Origin of the sequence: Burkholderia mycopellens (assembly GCF_964265025.1) — a bacterium.
GTDB lineage: Bacteria > Pseudomonadota > Gammaproteobacteria > Burkholderiales > Burkholderiaceae > Burkholderia.
The window spans coordinates 941,399-965,067 of sequence record NZ_OZ183804.1 but is presented as its reverse complement, the minus strand read 5'-3'; the positions used below and the strand labels follow the sequence as shown (position 1 = coordinate 965,067).

At 69.0% G+C, this 23,669-nt stretch carries 22 protein-coding genes and 1 pseudogene; 16 read left to right on the top strand and 7 right to left on the bottom strand.

Annotation, left to right across the window (positions count from 1 at the left end; translation table 11 throughout):
• The first annotated feature begins 81 nt into the window (after positions 1–81).
• The 4 genes from ACPTTC_RS38315 to ACPTTC_RS38300 all read left to right on the top strand — a co-directional run bounded on the left by ACPTTC_RS38315 (position 82) and on the right by ACPTTC_RS38300 (position 4,352).
• Positions 82–618: a hypothetical protein gene (locus tag ACPTTC_RS38315; protein WP_423396439.1), complete on the top strand. Its 537-nt coding sequence runs from the start codon at positions 82–84 to the stop codon at positions 616–618.
• The gene (locus ACPTTC_RS38310; RefSeq protein ID WP_423396438.1) at positions 608–1,354 is read left to right on the top strand and encodes a beta-ketoacyl-ACP reductase; all 747 of its coding nucleotides are present in this window, start codon (positions 608–610) and stop codon (positions 1,352–1,354) included. Before ACPTTC_RS38315 ends, ACPTTC_RS38310 begins: the two co-directional genes overlap by 11 nt.
• On the top strand, positions 1,351–3,165 hold the full coding sequence (locus ACPTTC_RS38305) for a PHA/PHB synthase family protein (protein WP_423396437.1): 1,815 nt from the start codon (positions 1,351–1,353) through the stop codon (positions 3,163–3,165). Before ACPTTC_RS38310 ends, ACPTTC_RS38305 begins: the two co-directional genes overlap by 4 nt.
• A gap of 146 nt (positions 3,166–3,311) precedes the next feature.
• Positions 3,312–4,352, top strand: coding sequence for a zinc-dependent alcohol dehydrogenase family protein (locus ACPTTC_RS38300; RefSeq protein WP_423396436.1), 1,041 nt, complete (start codon positions 3,312–3,314; stop codon positions 4,350–4,352).
• 68 nt (positions 4,353–4,420) lie between these two features.
• On the opposite strand, the gene ACPTTC_RS38295 is transcribed toward ACPTTC_RS38300, so the two are convergent.
• On the bottom strand, positions 4,421–5,824 hold the full coding sequence (locus ACPTTC_RS38295; RefSeq protein ID WP_423396435.1) for an MBL fold metallo-hydrolase RNA specificity domain-containing protein: 1,404 nt from the start codon (positions 5,822–5,824) through the stop codon (positions 4,421–4,423).
• Positions 5,825–6,102: 278 nt separating this feature from the next.
• Here ACPTTC_RS38295 and ACPTTC_RS38290 point away from each other — a divergent pair, with 278 nt between their 5' ends.
• A complete protein-coding gene (locus ACPTTC_RS38290; RefSeq protein WP_423396434.1) occupies positions 6,103–6,558 on the top strand; it encodes a hypothetical protein in 456 nt (151 codons plus the stop codon).
• 31 nt (positions 6,559–6,589) lie between these two features.
• Here the strand turns inward: ACPTTC_RS38290 and ACPTTC_RS38285 are convergent, their stop codons facing one another.
• From ACPTTC_RS38285 to ACPTTC_RS38265, 5 genes and pseudogenes are all read right to left on the bottom strand, one after another.
• On the bottom strand, positions 6,590–8,065 hold the full coding sequence (locus tag ACPTTC_RS38285) for an efflux transporter outer membrane subunit (protein WP_423396433.1): 1,476 nt from the start codon (positions 8,063–8,065) through the stop codon (positions 6,590–6,592).
• A complete protein-coding gene (locus ACPTTC_RS38280; RefSeq protein WP_423396432.1) occupies positions 8,043–9,128 on the bottom strand; it encodes an HlyD family secretion protein in 1,086 nt (361 codons plus the stop codon). Before ACPTTC_RS38280 ends, ACPTTC_RS38285 begins: the two co-directional genes overlap by 23 nt.
• On the bottom strand, positions 9,125–9,829 hold the full coding sequence (locus tag ACPTTC_RS38275; RefSeq protein WP_175970415.1) for an ABC transporter ATP-binding protein: 705 nt from the start codon (positions 9,827–9,829) through the stop codon (positions 9,125–9,127). The genes ACPTTC_RS38280 and ACPTTC_RS38275 overlap by 4 nt, the downstream gene beginning before the upstream one ends.
• Positions 9,826–10,962 (bottom strand): annotated as a pseudogene (locus tag ACPTTC_RS38270) (ABC transporter permease). The gene ACPTTC_RS38275 and the pseudogene ACPTTC_RS38270 overlap by 4 nt, the downstream one beginning before the upstream one ends.
• Before the next feature lie 28 nt (positions 10,963–10,990).
• On the bottom strand, positions 10,991–11,179 hold the full coding sequence (locus ACPTTC_RS38265; RefSeq protein ID WP_175970347.1) for a DUF2964 family protein: 189 nt from the start codon (positions 11,177–11,179) through the stop codon (positions 10,991–10,993).
• A 288-nt stretch (positions 11,180–11,467) separates the two neighbouring features.
• On the opposite strand from ACPTTC_RS38265, the gene ACPTTC_RS38260 reads away from it, so the two are divergent.
• The gene (locus ACPTTC_RS38260; protein ID WP_423396431.1) at positions 11,468–12,115 is read left to right on the top strand and encodes a BON domain-containing protein; all 648 of its coding nucleotides are present in this window, start codon (positions 11,468–11,470) and stop codon (positions 12,113–12,115) included.
• A 43-nt stretch (positions 12,116–12,158) separates the two neighbouring features.
• Positions 12,159–14,072: an ATP-dependent zinc metalloprotease FtsH gene (ftsH, locus tag ACPTTC_RS38255; protein WP_423396430.1), complete on the top strand. Its 1,914-nt coding sequence runs from the start codon at positions 12,159–12,161 to the stop codon at positions 14,070–14,072.
• A gap of 23 nt (positions 14,073–14,095) precedes the next feature.
• Here ftsH and ACPTTC_RS38250 read toward each other — a convergent pair whose 3' ends face one another.
• On the bottom strand, positions 14,096–15,889 hold the full coding sequence (locus ACPTTC_RS38250) for an adenosylcobalamin-dependent ribonucleoside-diphosphate reductase (protein WP_423396429.1): 1,794 nt from the start codon (positions 15,887–15,889) through the stop codon (positions 14,096–14,098).
• Between the two features lie 55 nt (positions 15,890–15,944).
• Between ACPTTC_RS38250 and ACPTTC_RS38245 the strand changes: the two genes are divergently transcribed.
• From ACPTTC_RS38245 to hutC, 9 genes are all read left to right on the top strand, one after another.
• Complete coding sequence (locus ACPTTC_RS38245) at positions 15,945–16,127, top strand: hypothetical protein (RefSeq protein ID WP_423396428.1); 183 nt, start codon at positions 15,945–15,947, stop codon at positions 16,125–16,127.
• Positions 16,128–16,175: 48 nt separating this feature from the next.
• A complete protein-coding gene (locus ACPTTC_RS38240) occupies positions 16,176–16,520 on the top strand; it encodes a hypothetical protein (protein WP_423396583.1) in 345 nt (114 codons plus the stop codon).
• Entirely contained in the window at positions 16,486–17,622 is a 1,137-nt protein-coding gene (locus tag ACPTTC_RS38235) for a TIGR03364 family FAD-dependent oxidoreductase (protein WP_423396582.1), read from the top strand. The genes ACPTTC_RS38240 and ACPTTC_RS38235 overlap by 35 nt, the downstream gene beginning before the upstream one ends.
• A 441-nt stretch (positions 17,623–18,063) precedes the next feature.
• A complete protein-coding gene (locus ACPTTC_RS38230) occupies positions 18,064–18,924 on the top strand; it encodes a transporter substrate-binding domain-containing protein (protein WP_423396581.1) in 861 nt (286 codons plus the stop codon).
• A 92-nt stretch (positions 18,925–19,016) separates the two neighbouring features.
• Positions 19,017–19,739, top strand: a complete 723-nt coding sequence (locus tag ACPTTC_RS38225) for an ABC transporter permease (protein ID WP_175951924.1) — start codon at positions 19,017–19,019, stop codon at positions 19,737–19,739.
• Between the two features lie 12 nt (positions 19,740–19,751).
• Entirely contained in the window at positions 19,752–20,498 is a 747-nt protein-coding gene (locus ACPTTC_RS38220; RefSeq protein ID WP_423396427.1) for an ABC transporter permease, read from the top strand.
• 27 nt (positions 20,499–20,525) lie between these two features.
• The gene (locus ACPTTC_RS38215; RefSeq protein ID WP_069258218.1) at positions 20,526–21,317 is read left to right on the top strand and encodes an ABC transporter ATP-binding protein; all 792 of its coding nucleotides are present in this window, start codon (positions 20,526–20,528) and stop codon (positions 21,315–21,317) included.
• 7 nt (positions 21,318–21,324) lie between these two features.
• Positions 21,325–22,818 carry an aromatic amino acid ammonia-lyase gene (locus ACPTTC_RS38210; RefSeq protein ID WP_423396426.1) on the top strand — a complete coding sequence of 498 codons (1,494 nt, stop codon included), beginning with the start codon at positions 21,325–21,327 and terminating at the stop codon, positions 22,816–22,818.
• A 56-nt stretch (positions 22,819–22,874) separates the two neighbouring features.
• On the top strand, positions 22,875–23,630 hold the full coding sequence (gene hutC, locus ACPTTC_RS38205; protein WP_175951927.1) for a histidine utilization repressor: 756 nt from the start codon (positions 22,875–22,877) through the stop codon (positions 23,628–23,630).
• Positions 23,631–23,669: the final 39 nt, after the last annotated feature.

Sequence of the window (23,669 nt, the reverse complement as noted above, 5' to 3'; positions counted from 1 at the left end):
TGAAGCGGTCGCGATGCCGATGCCGGGCAGGCGGCATGACACGGATGCCAACCCATTGACCGGATCGAAGGAGGGAAGACGATGAGCCCCCACGCTTTGACGACACCGAACGACGCTTGCCGCGCGGGCTGCGATCTTGCCTTGCGCATGGCCGCGCTGAACCGCGGCTGGCAGCATGAATGGCTCGCGCTGGCCGGGCGGCGTATCGAGCGCGACCGCGACGCGGTGCGCGACCTGCAGCAGGCGCTCACGGCGACGCACGAATGGACGTCCTTCGGCGAAGCGGCGCGGCAGGTGACGCGCGACTACACGATCGCCACCGTCGCGATCTGGCAGGACGCCACCGAGCTGTGCATGCGCGGGCAGTTCGAGAGCGCGAGTGCCTGGCGCACGTGGCTGCGCGATTACGGCACCGGCACGCTGGCGCGCTGCCAGACCGACTGGTTGCCCGATCTCGGGCGGCTCGCCGTGGTCAACGAGGCGAGCATGCCGTGGCGCGACTGGATGGCCGCGTTCGAGCTCGGCATCACCGAAGCCGTCGATGCGGGCGGCGGGGCCGCGGCCGTCCGGTGTCTCGACGGCAGCCACGTCGCGCAGGAGCACGATCATGCGCGCTGAACGGGTTGCATTCGTCACCGGCGGGATGGGCGGCCTCGGCGCCGCGATCAGCCGCCGCCTGCACGACGCCGGCATGACCGTGGCGGTGTCGCACACCGAACGCAACGACCACGTCGCGACGTGGCTCACGCAAGAACGCGAGGCGGGCCGCACGTTTCGTGCGTACGAGGTCGACGTGGCCGACTACGACTCGTGCCAGCACTGCGCGGCACGCGTGCTGGCCGAATTCGGGCGCGTCGACGTGCTCGTCAACAACGCCGGCATCACGCACGACGCCACCTTCGTGAAGATGACCAAGAGCATGTGGGATGCGGTGCTGCGCACCAATCTCGACGGCCTGTTCAACATGACGAAGCCGTTCGTGCCCGGCATGATCGACGCCGGCTTCGGGCGGATCGTGAACATCGGGTCCGTGAACGGGGAGCGCGGAGCGTACGGGCAGGCGAACTACGCGGCCGCGAAAGCCGGCATCCACGGCTTCACGAAGTCGCTGGCGCTCGAGCTCGCGCGGCACGGCATCACGGTCAACACGGTGGCGCCCGGCTACCTCGCCACCGCGATGCTCGAGTCGGTGCCGAAGGAGGTGCTCGACACGAAGATCCTGCCGCAGATTCCGGCCGGCCGCCTCGGCGATCCCGACGAAATCGCCGCGCTCGTCGCCTTCCTCTGTTCCGATGCGGGCGCCTTCGCGACCGGTGCGGAATTCGACGTCAACGGCGGCATGTACATGCGATGAAAGCGTCCGTCATCCGTGCGCCGCTTCCGGGCGATTCGAGGCCGCCGCCGGATCGGGACGGGCAGCAGGCCGGCGCCTGCGAAGGCGCGGCAACCGAGGCAACGCCCGCCGAGCGATGGAACCGCGCCGCGCATGCGAACGTTGCCGCGATGACCTTCGGGCTGTCGCCCGTGTCGCTGGCGCTGGCCATGCTCGACTGGGGCGCGCATCTGGCGGTGTCGCCGGGCAAGTGCTTCGAACTCGCGACGCAGGCGTGGCTGGCGCCCGCGCCCGCGGCGGCGGAGCAAGCCGCGGCGGACGACGCCGGCGCGGACGGCCTGGCCGTGCATGCGGGGGGCGCCGATCCGCGTTTCGCCGCGCCGGCGTGGTCGGACTGGCCGTTTCGCGGGTATCGCGACGCGTTCCTGTCGGTCCAGCGCTGGTGGTGCGACGCGACGCGCGGCGTGCCGGGTGTCGAACGGCACCATGAGGAACTGGTCGGTTTCGTCGCGCGTCAATGGCTCGACGCGTGCTCGCCCGGCAACTTCCTGGCGACCAACCCGGTCGCGCTCGACGCGACGATGCGCAGCGGCGGCGCGAACCTCGCGGCGGGCGCACGACACTGGCTCGACGATGCGAACGCGTGGCTCGATCGCGCGGGCGGCAAGCGTGGCCGCGACGTGCGTGCGTACCTGCCGGGGCGCGACGTGGCGATCACGCCGGGCCGGGTCGTGTGGCGCAACGCATTGTGCGAGCTGCTGCAATACGACCCGACGACACCGCGCGTCGCGCGCGAGCCGATCCTGATCGTGCCGTCGTGGATCATGAAGTACTACATCCTCGACCTGCAGCCGCACGATTCGCTGATCCGTTTCCTGGTCGATGCGGGCTACACCGTGTTTGCGGTGTCGTGGCGCAACCCGGGCGCGGAAGCGCGCGATCTCGGGCTCGACGATTACCTGCGCGACGGGTGCCTCGCGGCGCTCGACGCGGTCGGCTCGATCTGCGGCGAGGCGGTCCACGCGGCCGGCTATTGCCTCGGCGGCACGCTGCTGGCGATCGGCGCGGCGGCGCTCGCGCGCGACGGGCGGCAACACGAGGCGCTGCGATCCGTCACGTTGCTCGCGGCCGAGACCGATTTCAGCGAACCCGGCGAACTCGGCCTGTTCATCGACGCGAGCGAACTGTCCGCACTCGATGCGCTGATGTGGCGGCAGGGCTACCTGGACGGCGCGCAGATGTCCGCCGCGTTCGAACTGCTGAACGCACGCGACCTGATCTGGTCGCGGATGATGAGCGAATACCTGCTCGGCCGGCGTACGAAGCCGAACGACCTGATGTCGTGGAATGCGGACACCACGCGCATGCCGTACCGGATGCATGCGGAATACCTGACCCGGCTGTTCCTCCACAACGATCTCGCGGCAGGCCGCTACTGCGTCGACGGGCGGCCGGTCGCGCTGTCGGATCTCGACGTGCCGACGTTCGTGGTCGGCACCGAGCGCGATCACGTGTCGCCGTGGCGCTCCGTCTACAAGCTCCACCTGCTGACGCACCATGCGTTGACCTTCGTGTTGACGGCGGGCGGCCACAACGCGGGCATCGTGTCGGAACCCGGTCATCCGGGCCGCCACTACCGCTGCGCGACCCGCGAACCCGGCGCGCCGTACCGCAGCCCGCGCGCGTTCGTGCGCGACACGCCCGCAGTCGACGGATCGTGGTGGACCTGCTGGCGCGACTGGCTGCGCGCGCGCTCGTCGGGCGACGTGCCGGCCCGCACGCCGGCCGCCGGGCTTGCCGCGGCGCCCGGCGCCTACGTGCTCGAGACATGAACGGGCACCGGCATCCGGATGCGGGCCGACGGCGCGGCCGTCCGGGTCGCATCCTGCGCACTCGCAATGGTGCTGGCACAGGTGCGGCATGCGCCGCAGTCCTGATGAACGAACCTGCCACCCTTTCTTTCGATGGAGGAACCGCAATGAAAGCACTCGTCTACCACGGGCCCGGGCACAAGGCGCTCGAGGAACGGCCCAGGCCGGAACTGCAGTCGCCGACCGACGCGCTCGTGCGCGTGACGCGCACGACGATCTGCGGCACCGACCTGCACATCCTCAAGGGCGACGTGCCGACCTGTGAGCCCGGCCGCATTCTCGGCCACGAAGGGGTCGGGATCGTCGAGCAGGTCGGCGCCGCCGTCGACGCGCTGAAGCCGGGCGACCACGTGCTGATTTCCTGCATCTCGTCGTGCGGCCGCTGCGAATATTGCCGGCGCGGCCTGTATTCGCACTGCGAGACCGGCGGCTGGATCCTCGGAAACCGGATCGACGGCACGCAGGCCGAGTACGTGCGCATTCCGCATGCGCAGACGAGCCTGTACCGGATTCCGCCGGGCGCGGACGAGGAGGCGCTCGTGATGCTGTCGGACATCCTGCCGACCGGGTTCGAATGCGGCGTGCTGAACGGCAAGGTGCAGCCCGGTTGCTCGGTCGCGATCGTCGGCGCGGGCCCGATCGGGCTGGCGGCACTGCTGACCGCGCAGTTCTACTCGCCCGCGCAGATCATCATGATCGATCCGGACAGCAACCGGCTGGAGGTCGCGCGGCGCTTCGGCGCGACCGATTGCCTGGACGGCCGCAGCGGGGACCCGGTGGCGGAAGTCATGAAGCTGACCGACGGCGTCGGCGTGGATTGCGCGATCGAGGCGGTCGGGATTCCGGCGACGTTCGAGATGTGCACGTCGCTGGTGGCGCCGGGCGGCGTGGTCGCGAACGTCGGCGTGCACGGGGTCAAGGCCGACCTGCACCTCGAGAAGCTGTGGGATCGCAACATCTCGATCACGACCCGGCTCGTCGACACGGTCAGCACGCCGATGCTGCTGAAGACCGTGCGCGCCGGGCGCCTCGATCCGAAACGCCTGATCACGCACCGGTTCTCGCTCGACGACGTCGAGCGCGCGTACGACACGTTCGGCCGCGCGGCGCAGACGCAGGCGCTGAAGGTCATTATCGAAGTCGGCTGACGGCCGGGGCGTGTGGCGGGAACCGATGTGTGACGCCCGGTTCCCGCCACGCCCGGCGGGTCACGCCGTCAGGACGAAAGCGCGGCCGGCTCGCGCGTGTCGCCGGATTCGACCGTATCGAGATCGACGCGCTGCGCGTACACCGGCACCTCGCACGGCCAGTGGAGCCGCTCCGCGATGCGCCGCCGCATCGCATCGGCCGCGGCCGGCTCGCCGTGCGTGACGAAGGTCCGCACGGGCGCGCGCTGCATCGTGCCGAGCCAGCGGAGAATCTCCTCGTAGTCGGCATGCGCGGAGAGCGCCGTGATCGACTCGACCTGCGCGCGCACGCGCACGTACTCGCCGTGAATCTTCAGGGTCGGCTCGTGCGCGGCCAGCGCCGCGCCGCGCGTGCCGGCCGCCTGGTAGCCGACCAGCGCGATCGTGTTGCGCGCATCGGGCGCGTAGCGGCTCAGGTGGTGCAGCACGCGGCCGCCCGTCGCCATCCCGCTGCCGGCGATGATGACCATCGGGCCCTGATGGTCGGCAATCGCCTTCGACTGCTCGACCGAGCGGATCATCGTGGCCGCGTGGCCGAGCGCGTTCGCCTCGGATGGCGTCAGCCGGTGTTCGAGAATATGGTGGCGATAGATCTCGGTCACGTCGGTGGCCATCGGGCTGTCGACGAATACCGGCACGCGCGCCATCCGGCCGGACGCCTTCAGGCGCGCGATGTAGTGCAGGATCTCCTGCGCGCGGCCGACGGTGAAGCAGGGCATCACCACGACGCCGCCACGCGCGAAGGTCTTGTCGAACAGCGCGGCGAGTTCGTTCTCAGGGTCCGATTCCGGATGCAGCCGGTCGCCGTACGTCGATTCGACGACCAGGTAGTCCGCATGCGCGGGCGCCAGCGGCGGCTGCATGATCGGGTCGTGATAGCGGCCGAGATCGCCCGAGAAGGCCAGCACCTTGTGATCCCAGTGCATCACGACGCTCGCCGCGCCGAGAATGTGCCCGGCCGGCAGCAGGCGGAACGCCAGCCCGCCGCCGAGCGGCGTGCATTCGTCGAATGCGACGGGCTTCAGCAGGTGCAGCGCGCGCTGCGCATCGTCCAGCGTGTAGAGCGGCTGCGCCGGATGATGCTTCGAGTAGCCGTGGCGGTTCGCGAACTCGGCTTCTTCCTCCTGCAGCCGCGCGCTGTCGCGCAGCATGATGTCGCAGAGTTCGGCCGTGGCCGCCGTGCAGTACACCGGCCCGCGAAACCCTTCGCGCGCCAGCACCGGAAGATAGCCGGTATGGTCGATATGCGCGTGCGTGAGCACGACCGCGTCGAGCGTGTCGGGCGCGACCGGCAACGGGCTCCAGTTGCGCAGCCGCAGGTTCTTGGTGCCCTGGAACAGGCCGCAATCGACCAGCACGCGCCGGTTGCCGTGCTCGATCAGGTACTTCGAGCCGGTCACGGTTTCGGTCGCGCCGAGAAAAGTCAGTTTCATGGATCGCCTCACGGGAGTGGACGGAGCAGTGAGTCGATTACAGCGCGGATGTGCGTGACGCGATTGATGGAAATCAGGGATTGTCGTATCGGTGCCCCGGTCGGGCGAGGTTTGCGCTCCGGCCGTTGCCGTGCCGGCTTGACGTCGGTCAACGCCCGGGCCGGCCGGTGGCATGATAGTGAACGTGTACGCGAACGCGATGTCGTGCCCCCGCTTTTCCGCGTACGTCGCGTACGCAATGCGCAGCGGGATCACGACGCTTTCGGGACGAATTCATCATGACGCTGATCGCCAATCTGGACGGCGCGCGAACCGGCTACCGGCTGTGCTTCGTCCGCGCACCCTGGGCGTGGTTCACCTGCCTGCCGCTCGACCTGCAATGCGGCCAAAGCTGGGCCGACGTGCCCTACCAGGACGTCGCGCAACCGCCTTACAGCGATTCGCGCGCGCAACTGCTGCGCGTGGCGTTCGACGCGCCGCGGCTGCTGCCGCCCGAAGCCGGCCGGCACGGGCAGGACTGGAGCGTCGAGCAGATCAACGACGGCGCGGTGCCGTGGCTGCGCAGCGAGGAATTCGTCGACGCGATGAAGCTGGCCGTGCCGGCGGGGGCGACGCTCGCCGAATTCGTCGAGACGATCGAGGCTGCCGGCGGCACCGTCTACGGCCCGCTCGGCTGGGCCGAGCTGCCGCCGTGGCAGCGGCCCGACATCGTGACGCACACGCAAACGGGCTGACTTCGGACGCCCGTGCCCGTGCCGCCGCGTATCAGCCCGCGTCACCCCAGCCGCCGCCGAGCGCGACGTAGAACGCGACCGTGTCCTGCAGCCGCTGCGCGACCGCCTGCAGCCACGCCAGGCGCGCCTGATGATATTGCACGTCGGCGACCAGCAACTGCACATAGCCGGTAATCCCTGCGTCGTAGCCGGCCTGCGTGAGCGTCAGCGCATCGCGGGCCGCGGCCATCGCGCGGGCCTGTGCATCGAGTGCCGCGGCGTCGTTCGCGAGCGCGCGCAACGTATCGGCGACCTGCGAGAACGCCGACAGCACCACTTGCCGGTAGGTCGCGTCGGCTTCGTCATACGCATCCTGCGCCGCGCGCCGCTCGTTCACCAGCGTGCCGCCGTGAAAGAGCGGCGCGGTGAGCCCGGCGCCGACGCTCCATGCACGACCGGCCGGCGCGAACAACTGGCCGGCGACGATACTGTCGAAACTGCCCGATGCGGACAGCGTGAGATTCGGATAAAGCGCGGCCGTCGCGACGCCGACTTGCGCGCTGGCCACGTGCAGTTGCGCTTCCGCCTGCAGGATGTCCGGCCGGCGGCGCACCAGCGACGACGGCGCGGTATCCGGCAGGCTTGCCGGCAGCGCGATGCGCTCGAGCGACAGGTCGGGCGTCTGCCAGTCGACGGGGTAGCGGCCCGCGAGCAGCGCGAGCAGGTCGTCGGCCTGCGCGCGCTTCTGATCGAGCGCGGGCAGCGTCGCCTCGAGCGACGCCCGCTGCGATTCCAGCGTGAGCACGGCGGCGTAGGGCGCCGCGCCGGCCGTCACCTGCGCGCGCGTCAGGCGGATCTGCTCGTCGAGCAGGCCGATCATTTCGCGCGTGGCCGAGGCTTCGTCGCGATACGCGGCGCGCGCGATCATCGTGTTGACGACGTTGGCGGTCAGCATCAGGTACGCGCCCGCGAGCGCCTGGCGCTGCGCGTCGACACCGGCCGCCAGCGCCTCGACCTGGCGCCGCTCGCCGCCCCACAGGTCGAGCGTGTAGCTGACCGTCGCCGACAGCGTGTACAGATTGAAGATCGATGCCGGCAGGGCCTGCCCGGTGCGCAGCGGCACGTCACGCTGGCGCGACGCGCCGGCCTGCGCATCGGCCTGCGGAAAGAAGACGCCTTCGCCGGCCTGCAGCGCATGTTCGCTGCGCCGCAGCGTCGCCTCGGCGAGATCGAGCGTCGGGCTGCCGGCCAGCGCCTCGCCGACGGTCGAGTCGATCGCACGGCTGCCGAAGCGCGTCCACCAGTCGCGCGCGAGCGGCTCGGCGGCCGACAGCGCCTGGGTTTGCCCGCCGCCCGTCCATGCGCCGGCCGTGGCGTCCGTCGCGGCGAAGCGCGATACGTGCGGGGTGGGCGGACGCGTGAAGTCGGGCCCGACCATGCATCCGGCCAGCGACGCGACGGCCGCGAGCGCGGCCGCCGCGCGCGGCATCCGGCGGGCGCGGCGATTATTTGCCGGCCACGTATACATCGACGATCTGCCCGGGAAACAGCCGGACAGCCTTGTTCGGGACGATACGGAAAATGACCGGCAGCACGCGCACGTCGACGCGCTCGGTGCGCTGGTCGGACAGTTCGATCTTTGGCGTCACGTACGGCTGCACGCGGACGAACTGGAGGTCGGCCTCGACCGACGTGCCGCGCACGAACATGTGCGCCTTCAGCGCGTGCAGGTCGGGCAGCTGGTGGATCAGGATTTCGTCGATGTAGCAGCGCACCTGCAGGCGGTCGACCGGCGTGCCGAGCACCGCGACGGGCGCGTTGCCCTGCGTGTAGGTGTCGTAGAGCCCCTGCGAAGTCAGGTAGGAGCCGACGGCCGCGTTCATCGCGAGCACGGTGCCGTCGGCCGGCGCGCGCAGCGTATAGCGGGCGAGCAGCGCGGCGGCCGCGTCGGCCGCACGCCGCAGCGCGATGGCCTGTGCTTCCTGGTTGCGTACGTCGTAACTCCACGCGCCGGCTTTCGTCAGGCGATATTGCCGCGTCACGACGTCGAGGTTGGCCGCCGCGACACGTACCGAGTTCGCGGCCGTATCGAGCACATCGCGGCTCACGGCCTTCGGGTCGATGTCGTACGCGCGCCGCTGCTTGTCGTACTGATCCTGCGCGAGCTTCAGGCTGGCCTGCGCGGCCGTCGCCTGCGCACTCGCCACGTCGAGCACTTCGCGGCGGGGCTGCGCCTTCAGCTCGTCGAGCAGCGCGGCGGCGGCGTCGGCCTGCGCCGCGAGCTGCGCGGCGGTGGCGCGCTGCACCGAGTCGTCGATCGTCAGCAGCGCATCGCCGGCCTTCACCGGATCGCCGTCGTGCACGAGGATGCGCGTCACCGCGCCCGTCACGTCCGGGTAGACGTTCACGTTCGCGCCGGCCGGCTGCTCGCTCTCGACGATGCCGTTCGCATAGACGCCGTGTGCATACGGATTGGCGGCCGGCTTGAACACCGGCGGCTGCGGCGGTTCCTGGCGGCTGTAGAGCCAGGCGGCGACGAGGCTGGCGAGCAGGCCGAGCACGGCCGCCGCGAACACGAACCGGTGTTTCATCGCGCACCTCCGCGCTCGATGCCGTTCAGCCTGCCGTCTTCCATCCGCAGGATGCGGTCCGCGTATTCGAAGATGCGCGCGTCGTGCGTGACGATCACGATGCAGCGCGTGTCGTTCAGCACCTTGTGCTTGACGAAGTCGATGATCATGCGGCCCGTGTCGCCGTCGAGCGACGCGGTCGGCTCGTCGAGGATCAGCAGGTCGGGCTGGCTGACGATCGCGCGCGCGATCGCCACACGCTGCTGCTCGCCGCCGGACAGCTTGACGGGCGGCAGGTGCGCGCGGTTCGCGAGCCCGACGACCTCGAGATAGCCGAGCGCCTCCTTGATCGCGTCGTCCCACGGGCGGCGCTTCAGGATCAGCGGGATCGCGACATTCTCGGCCGTCGTGAGCCGCGGAAACAGGTGGTAGTCCTGAAAAACGAAGCCGATCCGGTTCAGCCGGAAATCCGCGATCGCGTCGTTCGGCTGCGCCCACAGGTCGACGCCGTCGATCGATACCGAGCCGGATTCCGGCCGCAGGATGCCCGAGATCACGCTGAGCAGCGTCGTCTTGCCGCTGCCGGACGGCCCGACGATCAGCAGCATCTCGCCGAAGTTCGCCTGCATCGACACGTCGCGCAGCGCCTGCGTGCGCGCGTCGCCTTCGCCGAACCATTTGCTGACGCCGTGTGCGTCGATCGCGACCTTCGCCATCGTCAGCCCCGGAAGATGTCGAACGGCTCGATGCGCAGCACGCGCCGCACGCCGAGATAGCTCGAGATCGCCGCGATCACGACCACCATGCCGAACGCGAGCGCCAGGTTGCCGTAGGTGACGAGCGCCGCGTAGTCGGGAATCTGCAGCTTCGCGAGGCTGATCAGGAGCACGCACAGGCCAACGCCGAGCCCGTAGCCGGTCAGCGCGGTAAACGTCGCCTGGAACAGGATCATCGCGACGAGCTCGCGGCTTTTCGCGCCGATCGCCTTCAGCGCGCCGAACTTGTCCAGGTTCTCGAGGATGAACGCATAGAAGGTCTGGCCGGAAATCGACAGGCCGATGATGAAGCTGATGATCGTCATCAGCAGGATGTTGGTGCCGAGGCCGGTCTGATACTTGTAGAAATGTGCGATCTACGCGATGAATTCGTCGCGTGTGTACGCGCGATAGCCGAGCGCTGTCACGACGGCCTTGATGTGCGCGATGTCCGCATCCGACTTCGGCTCGACGAGGATGTACGACGTGGTGAAGCGCGGCGACGGAATGTACTGGATCGCACGGGCATACGTGGTATAGAGCGTCGGCGTGCCGAACAGGCCGCTGGCCGCGACCTTCGCGATGCCGACGATCACGCCGCGGTGGTCGTTCAATTCGAAATCGGTGCCGACCGACGGATTCTCGAGCTTCGGAAACTCCGGATCCTGGATCGCGATGAAGCCGTTCTCCGCGTAGATGTCCTCGATCCGGCCCTGCAGCATCGTCGGGCGGCCGAGCAGGCTTGCGTCGTCGAGGCCGACTACCGTCACGGCCTGGTAGGTGCCGGAGCGCAGCTTCACGAGCGCGGCGCCGGAGTAGAGCGGCACCGCATACTTGACGCCGTCGATGCTGCGCACCGCGTCGAGCACGTAGTCGGGCATGCCGATGCTGTTCGCGATCGTCTGCACGGCCGGGTCCATCACCCACACCTTCGCGCCGATGTTGATCACGGACGCCGACGACTTGTTCAGGATGCCGGCGAACAGCGACGTCATCTCGATCATCAGCAGCACCGAGAACGTGATGCCGACGGTGAGCGCGGTGAACTTCGCGCTGTCGTTCACGAGCAGCTTGAATGCGAGGCGGAGGATGCCGTTCATGATGGGCGATGCATCAGGGCCGCGTGTATCACGGGCGATCGCCCGGGGCGAGATTCAGCAGGACGACGAACGAGAGGATGCTCATGATCAGCGTGAGGATCGAGTACCTGAACACGCGTTCGTCGAACAGCAGCCCGTGAATGATGCCGGCCAGCGACGCGAGCGCGATGAACACGCTGAGCGTCGCGAGCGCGATTCGATACTGCTTTCGGTTCATGACGGTCTCCCGGGAAGCGGCTGGCGCCGGCTGCCATACGGATGCGAAGCGCCGGGTCGTGGCGGATTTCGCAGGGTCTGACGTCATGATCGCGTCCCGCTCCGTCGCACGGTTGATCTGCATCAACGGAAGAAACGGCCTGAACGTGCCCGCCGGCGGCTGCCCCAGGCACGCCGTTGCTTGATCCTCGTCAAGCCGCCGGCGCCGCCTTGCGCGATGCTGGATCCGGTGCGGCCCGTCACCGATCGCAAGTGTCGCGATCGACACGCGGGCCGACGGGAGACCGACATGAAGTCCGATGCAGCACTCAAGCAGGATGTCGAGCAGGCGCTGTTCTGGAATCCGGCGATCGATGCGCGCCGGATCGACGTCGACGTACGCGACCGGATCGTGACGCTGCGCGGCACGGTCGACAGCTGGGCGCAGAAGCTCGAGGCGCAGAAAACGGCGCTGCATGTCGAGGATGCGCGCGCGCTGGTGCTCGAACTGAACGTCACGCCGCCGGAAAACGCGTGCGCGGATCAGGAGCTGGCGATCGCGATCACGTTCGCGCTCGGCTGGCAGGAGGCGCTGCGCGATCGCAAGATTCGCGTCGAGGTCGATCACGGCTGCGTGACGCTCGACGGCGAAGTGGATCACGCGTTCCAGAGCCGCGCGGCGGAAGCGATGGTGAGCCGGATGATCGGCGTCGTCGGCGTCGCGAATCGCATCCGCGTGCGCGCCGACCCTACGGTGCCGGACGTCGGCACCCGGATCGCCGAAGCGCTCGCGCGGCGCGCGCAGCGCGAATCCGCGGGGATCTCGATCGCCGCCGCCGACGGCATCGTCACGCTGACGGGCAGGGTCGCGTCGCTCGCCGAACGGCGTGCCGCTTGCGGCGCGGCCGCGTCGGTCAGGGGCGTGCGCGAGGTCGTCGACCGGCTGACCGTTGCCTGACGTTGCATGCGCGGGCCCGCGCCCGCCGTGCCGGATCGACGCCATGAAAAAAACATTCGATTACTCCGGTCTGCTGATCCCGTTCGCGTTTGCCGTGCTGGTGGCGTATCAGCTGCTGATGGCCCAGCCGGCAACGACGTCGATTTCGTACAGCGACTTTCACCGGCTGGTCGACGCGCGGCTCGTCGACGATCTCGACGTCGGCCAGTCTTCGATCTCGGGCACGCTGCGCATGCCCGAAGCCGGCGCGGCGCTGCCGGCCTCCGACGCGGCCGCCGTGAAGAAGGCGGGGCCGCCGTGGCACTTCACGACCAACCGGGTGGCCGACGATCGTCTCGTCACCGACCTCACGGCCGCCGGCATCCGCTATCGCGGCGCGCCGGATTCGGGCTGGCTCGAAACGCTTGCCGGGTGGCTATTGCCGGTGATCGTCCTCGTGACGTTCTGGAGCTTCATGATGCGCAGGCCGGGCGGGGTCCGGGACCTGAGCGGCATGGGCAAAAGCCGGGCACGCGTATACGTGCAGCAGGAAACCGGCATCACGTTCGACGACATCGCCGGCATCGACGAGGCGAAAGCCGAGCTGCAGCAGATCGTCGCGTTCCTGCGCAACCCCGAGCGCTACCAGCGGCTCGGCGGCAAGATCCCGAAGGGCGTGCTGATCGTCGGCGCGCCCGGCACCGGCAAGACGTTGCTCGCACGCGCGGTGGCCGGCGAGGCGGCCGTGCCGTTCTTCACGATCAGCGGCTCGGCGTTCGTCGAGATGTTCGTCGGCGTCGGCGCGGCCCGCGTGCGCGACCTGTTCGAGCAGGCGCAGCAGAAGGCGCCGTGCATCGTGTTCATCGACGAGCTCGATGCGCTCGGCAAGGCGCGCGGTGTCGGCCTGATGTCCGGCAACGACGAGCGCGAGCAGACGCTCAACCAGCTGCTCGTCGAGATGGACGGCTTCCAGGCCAATTCGGGCGTGATCATCATGGCCGCGACCAACCGGCCCGAGATCCTCGATCCGGCGCTGCTGCGGCCCGGGCGCTTCGACCGGCACATCGCGATCGACCGGCCCGACGTGAACGGCCGGCGGCAGATCCTCGGCGTGCACGTGAAGCGCGTGAAGCTCGCGGCCGACGTCGATCTCGGCGAACTCGCGCAGCGCACACCGGGCTTCGTCGGCGCGGATCTCGCGAACGTCGTCAACGAGGCCGCGCTGCATGCGGCCGAACTCGGCAAGCCGGCGATCGGCATGGCCGACTTCGACGAGGCGATCGATCGCGCGATGACGGGCATGGAGCGCAAGAGCCGCGTGATGAACGACGAGGAAAAGCGGACCATCGCGTACCACGAAGCGGGGCACGCGCTCGTCGCGCAAAGCCGCGTGCGTTGCGATCCGGTGAAGAAGGTGTCGATCATCCCGCGCGGCATCGCGGCGCTCGGCTACACGCAGCAGGTGCCGACCGAGGATCGCTACGTGCTGCGCAAGAGCGAGCTGCTCGACCGGCTCGACGTGCTGCTCGGCGGCCGGGTGGCCGAGGAAATTGCGTTCGGCGACGTGTCGACCGGCGCACAGAACGATCTGGAACGGGCGACCGCGCTGGCGCGCCACATGGTCATGCAGTACGGGATGAGCGCGAAGCTCGGCCTGGCGACGCTCGACGACGCGACGGCGCAGGGCGGCTCGCCCGGCGTGTGGACGCCGGGCGACGGCCGGTGCAGCGAACACACCGCGCAGTTGATCGACGAGGAAGTGCGCGCGTTGCTCGAAGAGGCGCACGAGCGGGTCGCGGCGACGCTCGGCGCGCATCGCGACGCGCTTGAACGGATCGCGCTGTGCCTGCTGCAGCACGAGTCGATCGATCACGACACGCTGGTGGCGCTCATCGCGCCGCCGGACGATGGCGGCGATAAGCGCGGGCCTGCGCGCGCCGATGCGGAGCCGGCAACGGCCACGGACGCGCCGGCCTGACCGGCTGCCGTCGATCGGGCCGCTCAACAGCCGATGCAGACCGCGCCGTCGCGCAATTGCGCGGTGTCGTCGGTGACGACCGACGCGAGCCCCGGGTCGGGCCGAAACACCGTGATGCCCTTGAGCCGGTCGCGCCACGCCGCGAAGAACAATGCGTCGACCTGAGCCAGCGAACACTGGCTGTCCGTCGTCACCGTCTTCGAGATGCCGGCGTCGACGCAGGGCTGAAGCGCCGCGAGCATCGCGACGTGATCGATCGGCGCGATCTCGGCCGCGGTGGCGAAGTAGTCCGGCAGCGCGACGCCGTCGCCATGCAGTGCGCGAAAGAGCCGGTAAGCGTGGTTCTGCACGCGGAACGCGTGCACCTGTCCGTCGGCCGTGCGGACCATCCGGCGCTGCGTCCAGCCGACGGCCGGCTCGATGCCGTTCGAGCAGTTGTCGCAGAACGCGAGACTCACGCTGCCGGCCGGCGCGAACGACAGCAGATGGCTGTTGCGCAGCCCGTGCCGCGCGATCGCGTGATGCACCTTCAGCGGCAGCCGCGTGCGGTATGCGGGGCCGGTCAGGTAAGCGTCCGGATCGTAGGCGGGAAACACGCCGCGCTCGGCGGCCAGCGCGGCCGATGCGGCAAACGCGTGCTCGCGCATCGTCAGTGCGATGCTGCGCGCACAGGCGCGCGCGTCGACGCTGTCGTAGCGCAGCCGCAGCATCGTCAGCGCGTCGCCCAGACCCGTCACCCCGACACCGATGCGCCGCGTCCGCTGCGCTTCACGTGCATGCGCGGCGAGCGGCCACGCGGTGAGGTCGAGCACATCGTCGAGCAGGCGGACCTGGACGCGCACCGCGTCGGCAAGCGTCGCGAAGTCGAAGCACGGCGCGCCGTCGATTCCGAACGGATGGCGCACGAACCGCGACAGGTCGATCGGCCCGAGCACGCAGCTGCCGTAGGGCGGCAGCGGCTGTTCGCCGCACGGGTTGGTCGCGTCGATCCGCTCGTGCTCGCGCATTGGATTCGCGTCGCGGATCGTGTCGAGGAACAGCAGCCCGGGTTCGGCGCTGTCGCGTGCGGCGTTGACGATCGCTTGCCACATCTTGCGAGCGGGAACCGTCGCATGAAGGTAGCGCCCGTCCGGCCGCCGGGGCGACGCAACGGCGGCTGCATGGCGCGGCGCGTGGTGGACGAGCGCCCATGGCAGGTCGTGCGTGACCGCTTCCATGAACGCGTCCGTGATGCCGACCGACAGGTTGAAGGTCGGCCAGCGCGATCGCCCGCGCTTGGCCGTGACGAACGCAAGCAGGTCCGGATGATCGCAGCGCAGGACGCCCATCTGCGCGCCGCGGCGCGGGCCGGTGAACGTTAGTGCGCGGCACATCGCATCGAATCGGTCGATCGCCGCACATACGCCGCGTTCGGGCGACGGGCGGCGTTCGTATGCGCCGGCGGGCGGCACCGGCGAGAAGTCGTAGCCGATGCCGCCGCCCATCAGCAGCGTGAGCCGGGCGTCGTCGAGCGCCTGCGCGAGCGCGGCATCAACACCCTGCAGCGGCAGGTCCAACGGAACCGCGAGCGGGTGGACGAAGCAGTTGATCATCGTCCCGCCGGCCTTCGAGCCGGCATTCGCCATGATGCGACCGGCGCCGATCGCGCCGCGCTGCAGGTTCAGGAAGAACATGCGCTCGGCCCGCGCGCGCAGCGCGGGCGGCTCGGCGAGCGACAGTGCGTGGGCGACACGCTGGAAGACGGCCGTGCGCGACGTTTCGCCGGGCTGCGCATAGCGCTCGGCGAGCACGGTGGTGCAAAGCGGCTGCTCGTCCATGGCGGGGCTCGGCAACGACGGATGAGTCACTGTAAGAGCCTGCCCGTCCGCTTCGTTGATCGAGCGCAACCCGGCGCTCGATGCCGGGGTCCATTTCGTGACGCCCAGCCTCGGCGAACCGAGCGCGCTGGCCGGCGAACCGCTCGACGAAGGGGCGGCATGCGACAAGGCGGGCGAGCTCGTCGCGCAAGGACGGGCGGACATCGTTGCAGTGACGCTCGGCGCGCGCGGCGCGTGAGTCGTCACACGTGAGCGTGCGTTGCGCCTGCCCGGCAGGCTCACGACGGTGTGCAGCACGGTGGGTGCCGGAGACAGCTTCGTCGGCGGGATGGTCTGGGCGCTGGCCGCGCGGCGTGCCGTTCGACGATGCGTGCCGCTATGCGCTGACCGGCGAAGCGGATTTCGCCGCGTGTCGAAATGGCAAAATATGCCAATTCATGCTGTTTTGTGTTTTTTCATTCGAATGTCATCTCGCGTCGCGATAGTGCGAAATCGGGCGCCGGTCCCGGAGGATCTGCCCACGGGGGCGGCAAGTGGTAATCGATACGCCCGCCCCGAACGAGCGGCGCGTGTCATCTCGACAGAAGGAACGTGTAATCGTGAATGCCATCGCAGCAGCAGATTCTTATGACGTGGTCATCGTCGGCGCCGGCATCGTCGGCCTCGCACATGCCTATACGGCCGCCCTCAAGGGGTTGAGCGTCTGCGTGATCGAACGCGATGCCGCATGCGTGGGCGCGTCGATCCGCAATTTCGGCTTCGTCACCGTCACCGGGCAGCATGCCGAACATAGCTGGCGGCGTGCGCGGGCGAGCCGCGAGGTCTGGGCGGACGTCGTGCCGCAAGCCGGCATCGACGTGCTTCACCGGGGCCTGCACCTGATTGCGCGCCGCCCCGAGGCGATGCAGCTGATCGATGCCTTCATGCAGACCGGCATGGCCGACGGCTGCCGGGTCATGACGCCCGGCGAAGCGGCGGCCGTGGCGCCGGCGCTGCGGCTGGACGGCGCGCAAGGCGTGCTGCACAGCCCGCATGAACTGCGCATCGAGCCGCGTACCGCGATCGGGTTGCTGGCGTCGTGGCTGGCGGAACGCTTTGGCGTGCGCTTCCGCTACGGCGAGATGGTGCACGAAGTGCGCACGCCGACCGTGCGGACGTCGCGCGGCGTGCTGCACGCGGAGCGCGTGATCGTCTGCGGCAATGCAGACAGCCGTCACCTGCACGGCGACTGGTTCGCGCGGCACGCAGTCCGGCTGTGCCAGTTGCAGATGCTGCGCGTGCGGCCGCGCCGCCCGGTGGCGCTGCACGCCGCGGTGATGAGCGACCTGAGCCTGCTGCGGTACTCGGGTTTCGCGGCGCTGCCCGCCGCCGACGCATTGCGCACGCGCCTGAAGGCGGAGGAACCGGTGTGCCTCGGTTACGGCATCCACCTGATCGCGGTGCAGAGCGCCGACGGCAGTCTCGTGGTGGGCGATTCGCATGAATACGGCGCCGCACCGCTGCCGTTCGCGACGCAGGAGATCGACGCCCAGATCCTGCGCCTGCTGCACGAGACGCTCGATATACCGGAACTGGACATCGTCGAACGCTGGACCGGTAGCTATCCGTCCGCGGCCGAGGCCGATTGCGTGATCGAGGCGCCGGATGACGGCACGCGCGTCGTCGTCGTGACGAGCGGCGCCGGGATGAGCACGGGCTTCGGGATCGCGCAGGACGTGTTTGCCGCGTGGTGACGGCGCGCGCATGCGCGTCGCGCAGTTGCCGGGTGCGCGGGTAGCGCCGGCTTGACCGGCGTGCGCCCAAGCGGCGCTGACGGGCGGCGCACGCGGCCGGCCCGCATGCCCGATTCCGCCGATGCGCTTTTTCGAGCGATGCGCTTGCAGGCATGACCGTGGCATTCGACTGGCGATTTCGGCGTGTTTAGCGAAACAGTCGAATCATGAATTTGTCTAGTCATCCTGACAGAAAGATCATACGGAATGCACCAAGCTCGTGCCGAGAATCACCGCGAAGAGGCACGAAAAACCCCTGTTATTAGGGGATTTCCCGCGTTTGCCCGGTTTTTTTTGATCAACGCTTGTCGCTCCGTTTTTCTTCTTGCATGCTTGTATAGACAAATTCCTGAGGCTTGCATGACCGAGGGGATGACGAACTTCAACGCAAGGAGAAATCTCGTGAACGGCAAGCGCATCAAGTGGGCAGTCAGGACGATCGGCATCATTGCGGCGGCTGCGGCCACGCTTTCGGCGCCGGTGCAGGCGAAGGAATGGAAGACCGTGACGGTGGCGCTCGAAGGCGGCTACGCGCCGTGGAACCTCACGCTGCCGGGCGGCAAGCTCGGCGGCTTCGAGCCCGAACTGCTCGCCAACGTGTGCGAGCGTATCAAGGTGCAGTGCAACATGGTCGCGCAGGACTGGGACGGGATGATTCCGGGGCTGCAGGCCGGCAAGTTCGATGTCCTGATGGATGCGATCTCGATCACGCCGGATCGCGAGAAGATCCTGCTGTTCTCGCGTCCTTATGCGGCCACGCCCGCGACGTTCGCCGTCACCGATACGAAGATCCTGCCGAAGGCGGCGCCGGGCGCGCCGATCGTCAAGCTGTCGGGCGACGCGAACGCCGACAAGCCCACCGTCGACGCGCTGCGCAAGCAACTGAAGGGCAAGACGATCGGCATCCAGTCGGGCACCGTCTATACGAAGTTCATCAACGACAGCTTCAAGGACATCGCGTCGATCCGCGTGTACAAGACCTCGCCCGAGCGCGATCTCGATCTCGTCGCCGGCCGTATCGACGCATCGTTCGACGATGTCACGTATTACGCGGCGAACAACGCGAAGAAGGACAACGCATCGATCGTGCTCGCGGGCCCGAAGCTCGGCGGGCCGATCTGGGGGCCGGGCGAAGGGCTGGCCTTCCGCAAGCAGGATGCCGACCTGAAGACGAAGTTCGATACGGCGATCGGCGCCGCGCTCGCGGACGGCACCGTGAAGAAGCTCGCCGACAAGTGGTTCAAGACCGACGTCACGCCGTAAGCGCGCGTCCGGCCGCCGCCGCGCAAGCGGCATGAGCCGCGCGCGGCGGCGCACATCCTGCCGATCCTATCAACGCTTGCCGGGAGGCACGCATGGCGATCCTTGAAATGCTGGGCTTCGGAACCGAAGGCTGGGGCGGCGTGCTGCTGCTCGCCGCGCTGATGACGGTTGCGCTGACGCTTGCCGCGCTCGCGGTCGGCGCGGTGATCGGCGCGGCTATCGCAGCCGCGAAGCTGTCGCGCTACCGCAGCGCCCGCCTGCTCGGCGACCTGTACACGACGGTGTTTCGCGGCGTGCCCGAGCTGCTGGTCATCTACCTGTTCTATTTCGGCGGCTCGACGCTCGTCACGGCCGTCGGCCAGTGGTTCGGCGCGGAAGGCTTCATCGGCGTGCCGCCGTTCGTGATCGGCGCGCTGGCGGTGGGGATGATTTCCGGCGCGTACCAGGCCGAGGTGTATCGCGCGGCCGTGCTCGCCGTGTCGAAGGGCGAGCTTGAAGCGGCGCGCGCGATCGGCATGCCGCGCGGCATGGTGTTGCGCCGCATCCTGATTCCGCAGGTCCTGCGCTTCGCGCTGCCGGGCATCGGCAACGTGTGGCAGCTGAGCCTGAAGGATTCGGCGCTGATCTCGGTCACCGGGCTCGCCGAGCTGCTGCGCACGAGCCAGATCGCGGCGAATTCGACCCATCAGTATTTCGTGTTCTTCGTCGCGGGCGGCGCGCTCTACCTGGTCATGACGGGGCTGTCGAACCGCGTGTTCAACCGGGCCGAAGCGATCGTCGGCCGGTCGTTCCGCCGCAACTTCGCACGCAACTGACGGAGCGCGCCCATGTCACTCGATTTCGACTTCCTGTTCGATACGCTGCGCCAGCTGCTCGCGGCGGTACCGACCACGCTCGGCCTGTTCTTCGCGTCGCTCGTGCTGGGCGGCCTGCTGTCGCTCGTGATCGTCACGATGCGCGTGTCGCCGCGCTGGCTGCCGAACCGCTTCGCGCGTGCGTACATCCTCGTGTTTCGCGGCTCGCCGCTGCTGATCCAGATGTTTCTCGTGTACTACGGGCTCGGCCAGTTCGGCGTGATCCGCGAGAGCTTCATGTGGCCGCTGCTGCGCGAGCCGTACGTGTGCGCGGTGCTGTCGCTCGCGCTCTGCACCGCCGGCTACACGGCCGAGATCCTGCGCGGCGGGCTGATGGCCGTGCCGGTCGGGCAGATCGAGGCGGGCTATTCGATCGGCCTGTCGGGCTTCGCGCTGCTGCGCCGCGTGATCGGCCCGATCGCGCTGCGCCAGTGCCTGCCCGCGTATTCGACCGAGGCCGTGCTGCTGGTCAAGTCGACCGCGCTCGCCAGCCTCGTGACCGTGTGGGAGGTGACGGGCGTCGCGCAGCAGATCATCCAGCAAACCTACCGGACGACCGAGGTGTTCGTGTGCGCGGCCCTCATCTACCTGGGCCTGAACTTCGTCGTCGTGCGCCTGCTCGGCGCGCTCGAATGGCGGCTGTCGGGCCACCTGCGCGCGCCGAAGCCGTCCGGCCCGCCCACGGCCGGCGCACGTAATGCGCGCCGCGTCGCATCCTGACCGCGTCCTTCCTTCCAGGAGAATTCGATGAACACAGCTGCTCCCGTCGCCCTGTCGGTCAGGAACATCCACAAGTCGTTCGGCGATCACCACGTGCTGAAGGGCATCTCGCTCGATGCGCACGAAGGCGACGTCATCTCGATTCTCGGTGCGAGCGGATCGGGCAAGAGTACCTTCCTGCGCTGTCTGAACCTGCTCGAAACGCCCGACGACGGCACGGTCGCGCTCGCCGGCGAAGAACTGAAGATGAAGCGCGCGCGCGACGGCAAGCTGCATCCGGGCGACCGGCGCCAGGTCGATCGCATCCGCTCGCAGCTCGGGATGGTGTTCCAGAACTTCAACCTGTGGTCGCACATGACCGTGCTCGACAACCTGGTCGAAGGGCCGCTGCGCGTGCAGAAGCGTAGCCGCGCGGAAGCGGTCGAGGAGGCCGAGGCGCTGCTTGCGCGCGTCGGCCTCGCGGACAAGCGCGGCTACTATCCGGCTCATCTGTCGGGCGGCCAGCAGCAGCGGGTCGCGATCGCACGCGCGCTCGCGATGCATCCGAAGGTGATGCTGTTCGACGAACCGACGTCGGCGCTCGATCCGGAGCTGGTCGGCGAGGTGCTGCGCGTGATGCGCTCGCTGGCGGAGGAAGGGCGCACGATGCTGGTCGTCACGCACGAAATGGGTTTCGCGCGGCATGTGTCGAACCGCGTGATGTTCCTGCATCAGGGCGAGGTCGATGCGGACGGGACACCCGGCGAACTGTTCGGCGGCCAGTGCTCCGAACGCTTCCGCCAGTTCGTGTCGAGCCATCATGACCGCGCCGCGAACTGAGGCAGCCATGACCGTATTCCGTTCGGAACGGCCGCTCGACTGGCGGCAGATTGCGGCAGTGGCGGCCGGCGCGCCGCTCGCGTTGACCGACGAGGCGCGCGGACGCGTCGTCGCGGCGCGCGAGCTCGTCGAGGAAATCGTCGCGCGCGGCATTCGCGCGTATGGCGTCAACACGGGCGTCGGTGCGCTGTGCGACGTGATCGTGTCGCCGGCGCAGCAGGGCGCGTTGTCGCGCAACATCCTGATGAGCCATGCGGTCGGCGTCGGCGCACCGCTCGGCGCGGCGGAAACGCGCGCGATCATTGCCGCCGCGATCAACAACTACGCGCACGGGCACTCGGGCGTGCGCGCCGACATCGTCGACCAGCTGGTCGCGCTGCTCGAACACGATTGCCTGCCGGAAGTGCCGGCGCACGGTTCGGTCGGCTACCTGACCCACATGGCGCACGTCGCGCTCGTCTGTATCGGCCACGGCCATGCGCGTCATCGCGGCGAACGCGTGCGCGGCGACGAGGCGCTGCGCCGCATCGGCCGTGAGCCGCTGGTGCTCGGTGCGAAGGAGGGGCTGAGCCTCGTCAACGGCACGCCGTGTGTCACCGGGCTCGCCGCGCTCGCGCTTGCGCGCGCGGAGCGGCTGCTCGACTGGGCCGACTGGATCGCGGCGACGAGCTTCGAGAATCTCGGCGGCCAGCTCGCCGCGTTCGATCCGGCGTCGCTGGCGCTGCGCATTTCGCCGGGCATCGGGCACGTCGGCGCGCGCCTGCGCGCGATGCTCGCCGACAGCGCGATGCTCGCCGCGGCGAACGGGCGGCATACGCAGGATCCGCTCAGCCTGCGCACGATTCCGCACGTGCACGGTGCGGCGCGCGACGTGCTGGCGGTCACGGCGGAAGTCGTCGACCGCGAGCTCGCGTCCGTCACCGACAATCCGATCGTCGCGGGCACGCGCGACGCGCCGGCCGTCCATTCGCAGGCGCATGCGGTCGGCGCGGGCATCGCGCTCGCGATGGACAGCCTCGCGGCCGCGATGGCGCAGGTTGCGGCGATTGCCGAGCGGCGGCTCGACCGTCTCGTCAATCCGCTCGTGAGCGGGCTGCCGGCGTTCCTCGCGACGCCGGGCGGCACGTGTTCCGGGTTCATGATCGCGCAGTACACCGCGGTCGCGCTGGTTGCGCAGAACCAGCGGCTCGCCGCGCCCGCGAGCCTCGACGGCGGCATCACGTCGGGCCTGCAGGAAGATCACCTGTGCCATGCGACGCCGGCCGCGCTGAAGGCACTCGACATCATCGAGAACACCACGCGTGTGCTCGCGATCGAGTTGCTGGCCGCCGCGCAGGCGTACGATCTTCAGGAGAACCGCGCGTCGCCGGCGGCACCGACCGACGCGCTGTGGCGTTACGTGCGCGAACGCGTGCCGGCGTATCACGACGACCGGCCGCTCGCGGACGACATCGCGAGCGCGGCGGCCATCGTCGCGGGCGCACCGCCGTCGCTCGCGTGAAGCAGCGGCGGTGCGATGGTCGGCAGGTCATCCAACCTTCATTCGATCGAGGGCGCATGAACGAAGCGGAACGATACACGGCTGCCCGGCCGGATGCCGCACCGGGCGACGACGTGCCGGCGCGCGCGCTGCCGGCCTACCAGCAGATCAAGCGCTACGTGGTCGAGCGGATCGCGAACGGCGACTGGAAGCCCGGTGGTGCGATTCCGACCGAGGCCGAACTGGTGAAGGAGTTCGGCGTGGCGCGGATGACGGTGTCGCGTGCGCTGCGCGAGCTGACTGCCGAGCGCGTGCTGACCCGCATCCAGGGCGCCGGCACCTTCGTCGAGCGCCGTCATTACGAATCGACGGTGCTCGAGATCCGCAACATCGCGGACGAGATCGCCGAGCGCGGCCATCGGCACAGTGCACGCGTGGTGTCGATCGAAAGCAGCGACGATCCCGAAGCGGTCGAAGCGCTCGGGCTGCGTACGGGGCCGGTATTTCATTCGCGCATCGTGCATTGCGAGGAGGGCGAGCCGATCCAGTTCGAGGATCGCTACGTCAATCCCGCGCTGTTTCCCGCTTACCTCGAGCAGGATTTCACGGTCGAGACGCCGAACCACTACATGGTGCGGCTCGCGCCGATCCAGCGCGCGGAATTCCGTATCTACGCGCAAAAACCCGATGCGCAGGTGCGCCGGCACCTCGTGATGGAAATCGGCGAACCGTGCCTGCTGCTGCGGCGGCGCACGTGGGTCGGCGGGCAGGTCGCGACGTCGGTGCAGTTGTGGCATCCGGCGTCGCGGTTTCATCTGGCGGGGCGGGTGTAGCCAGGGGCAGGGCCGCCGCTGCCGTTGGCCGTCGCTACG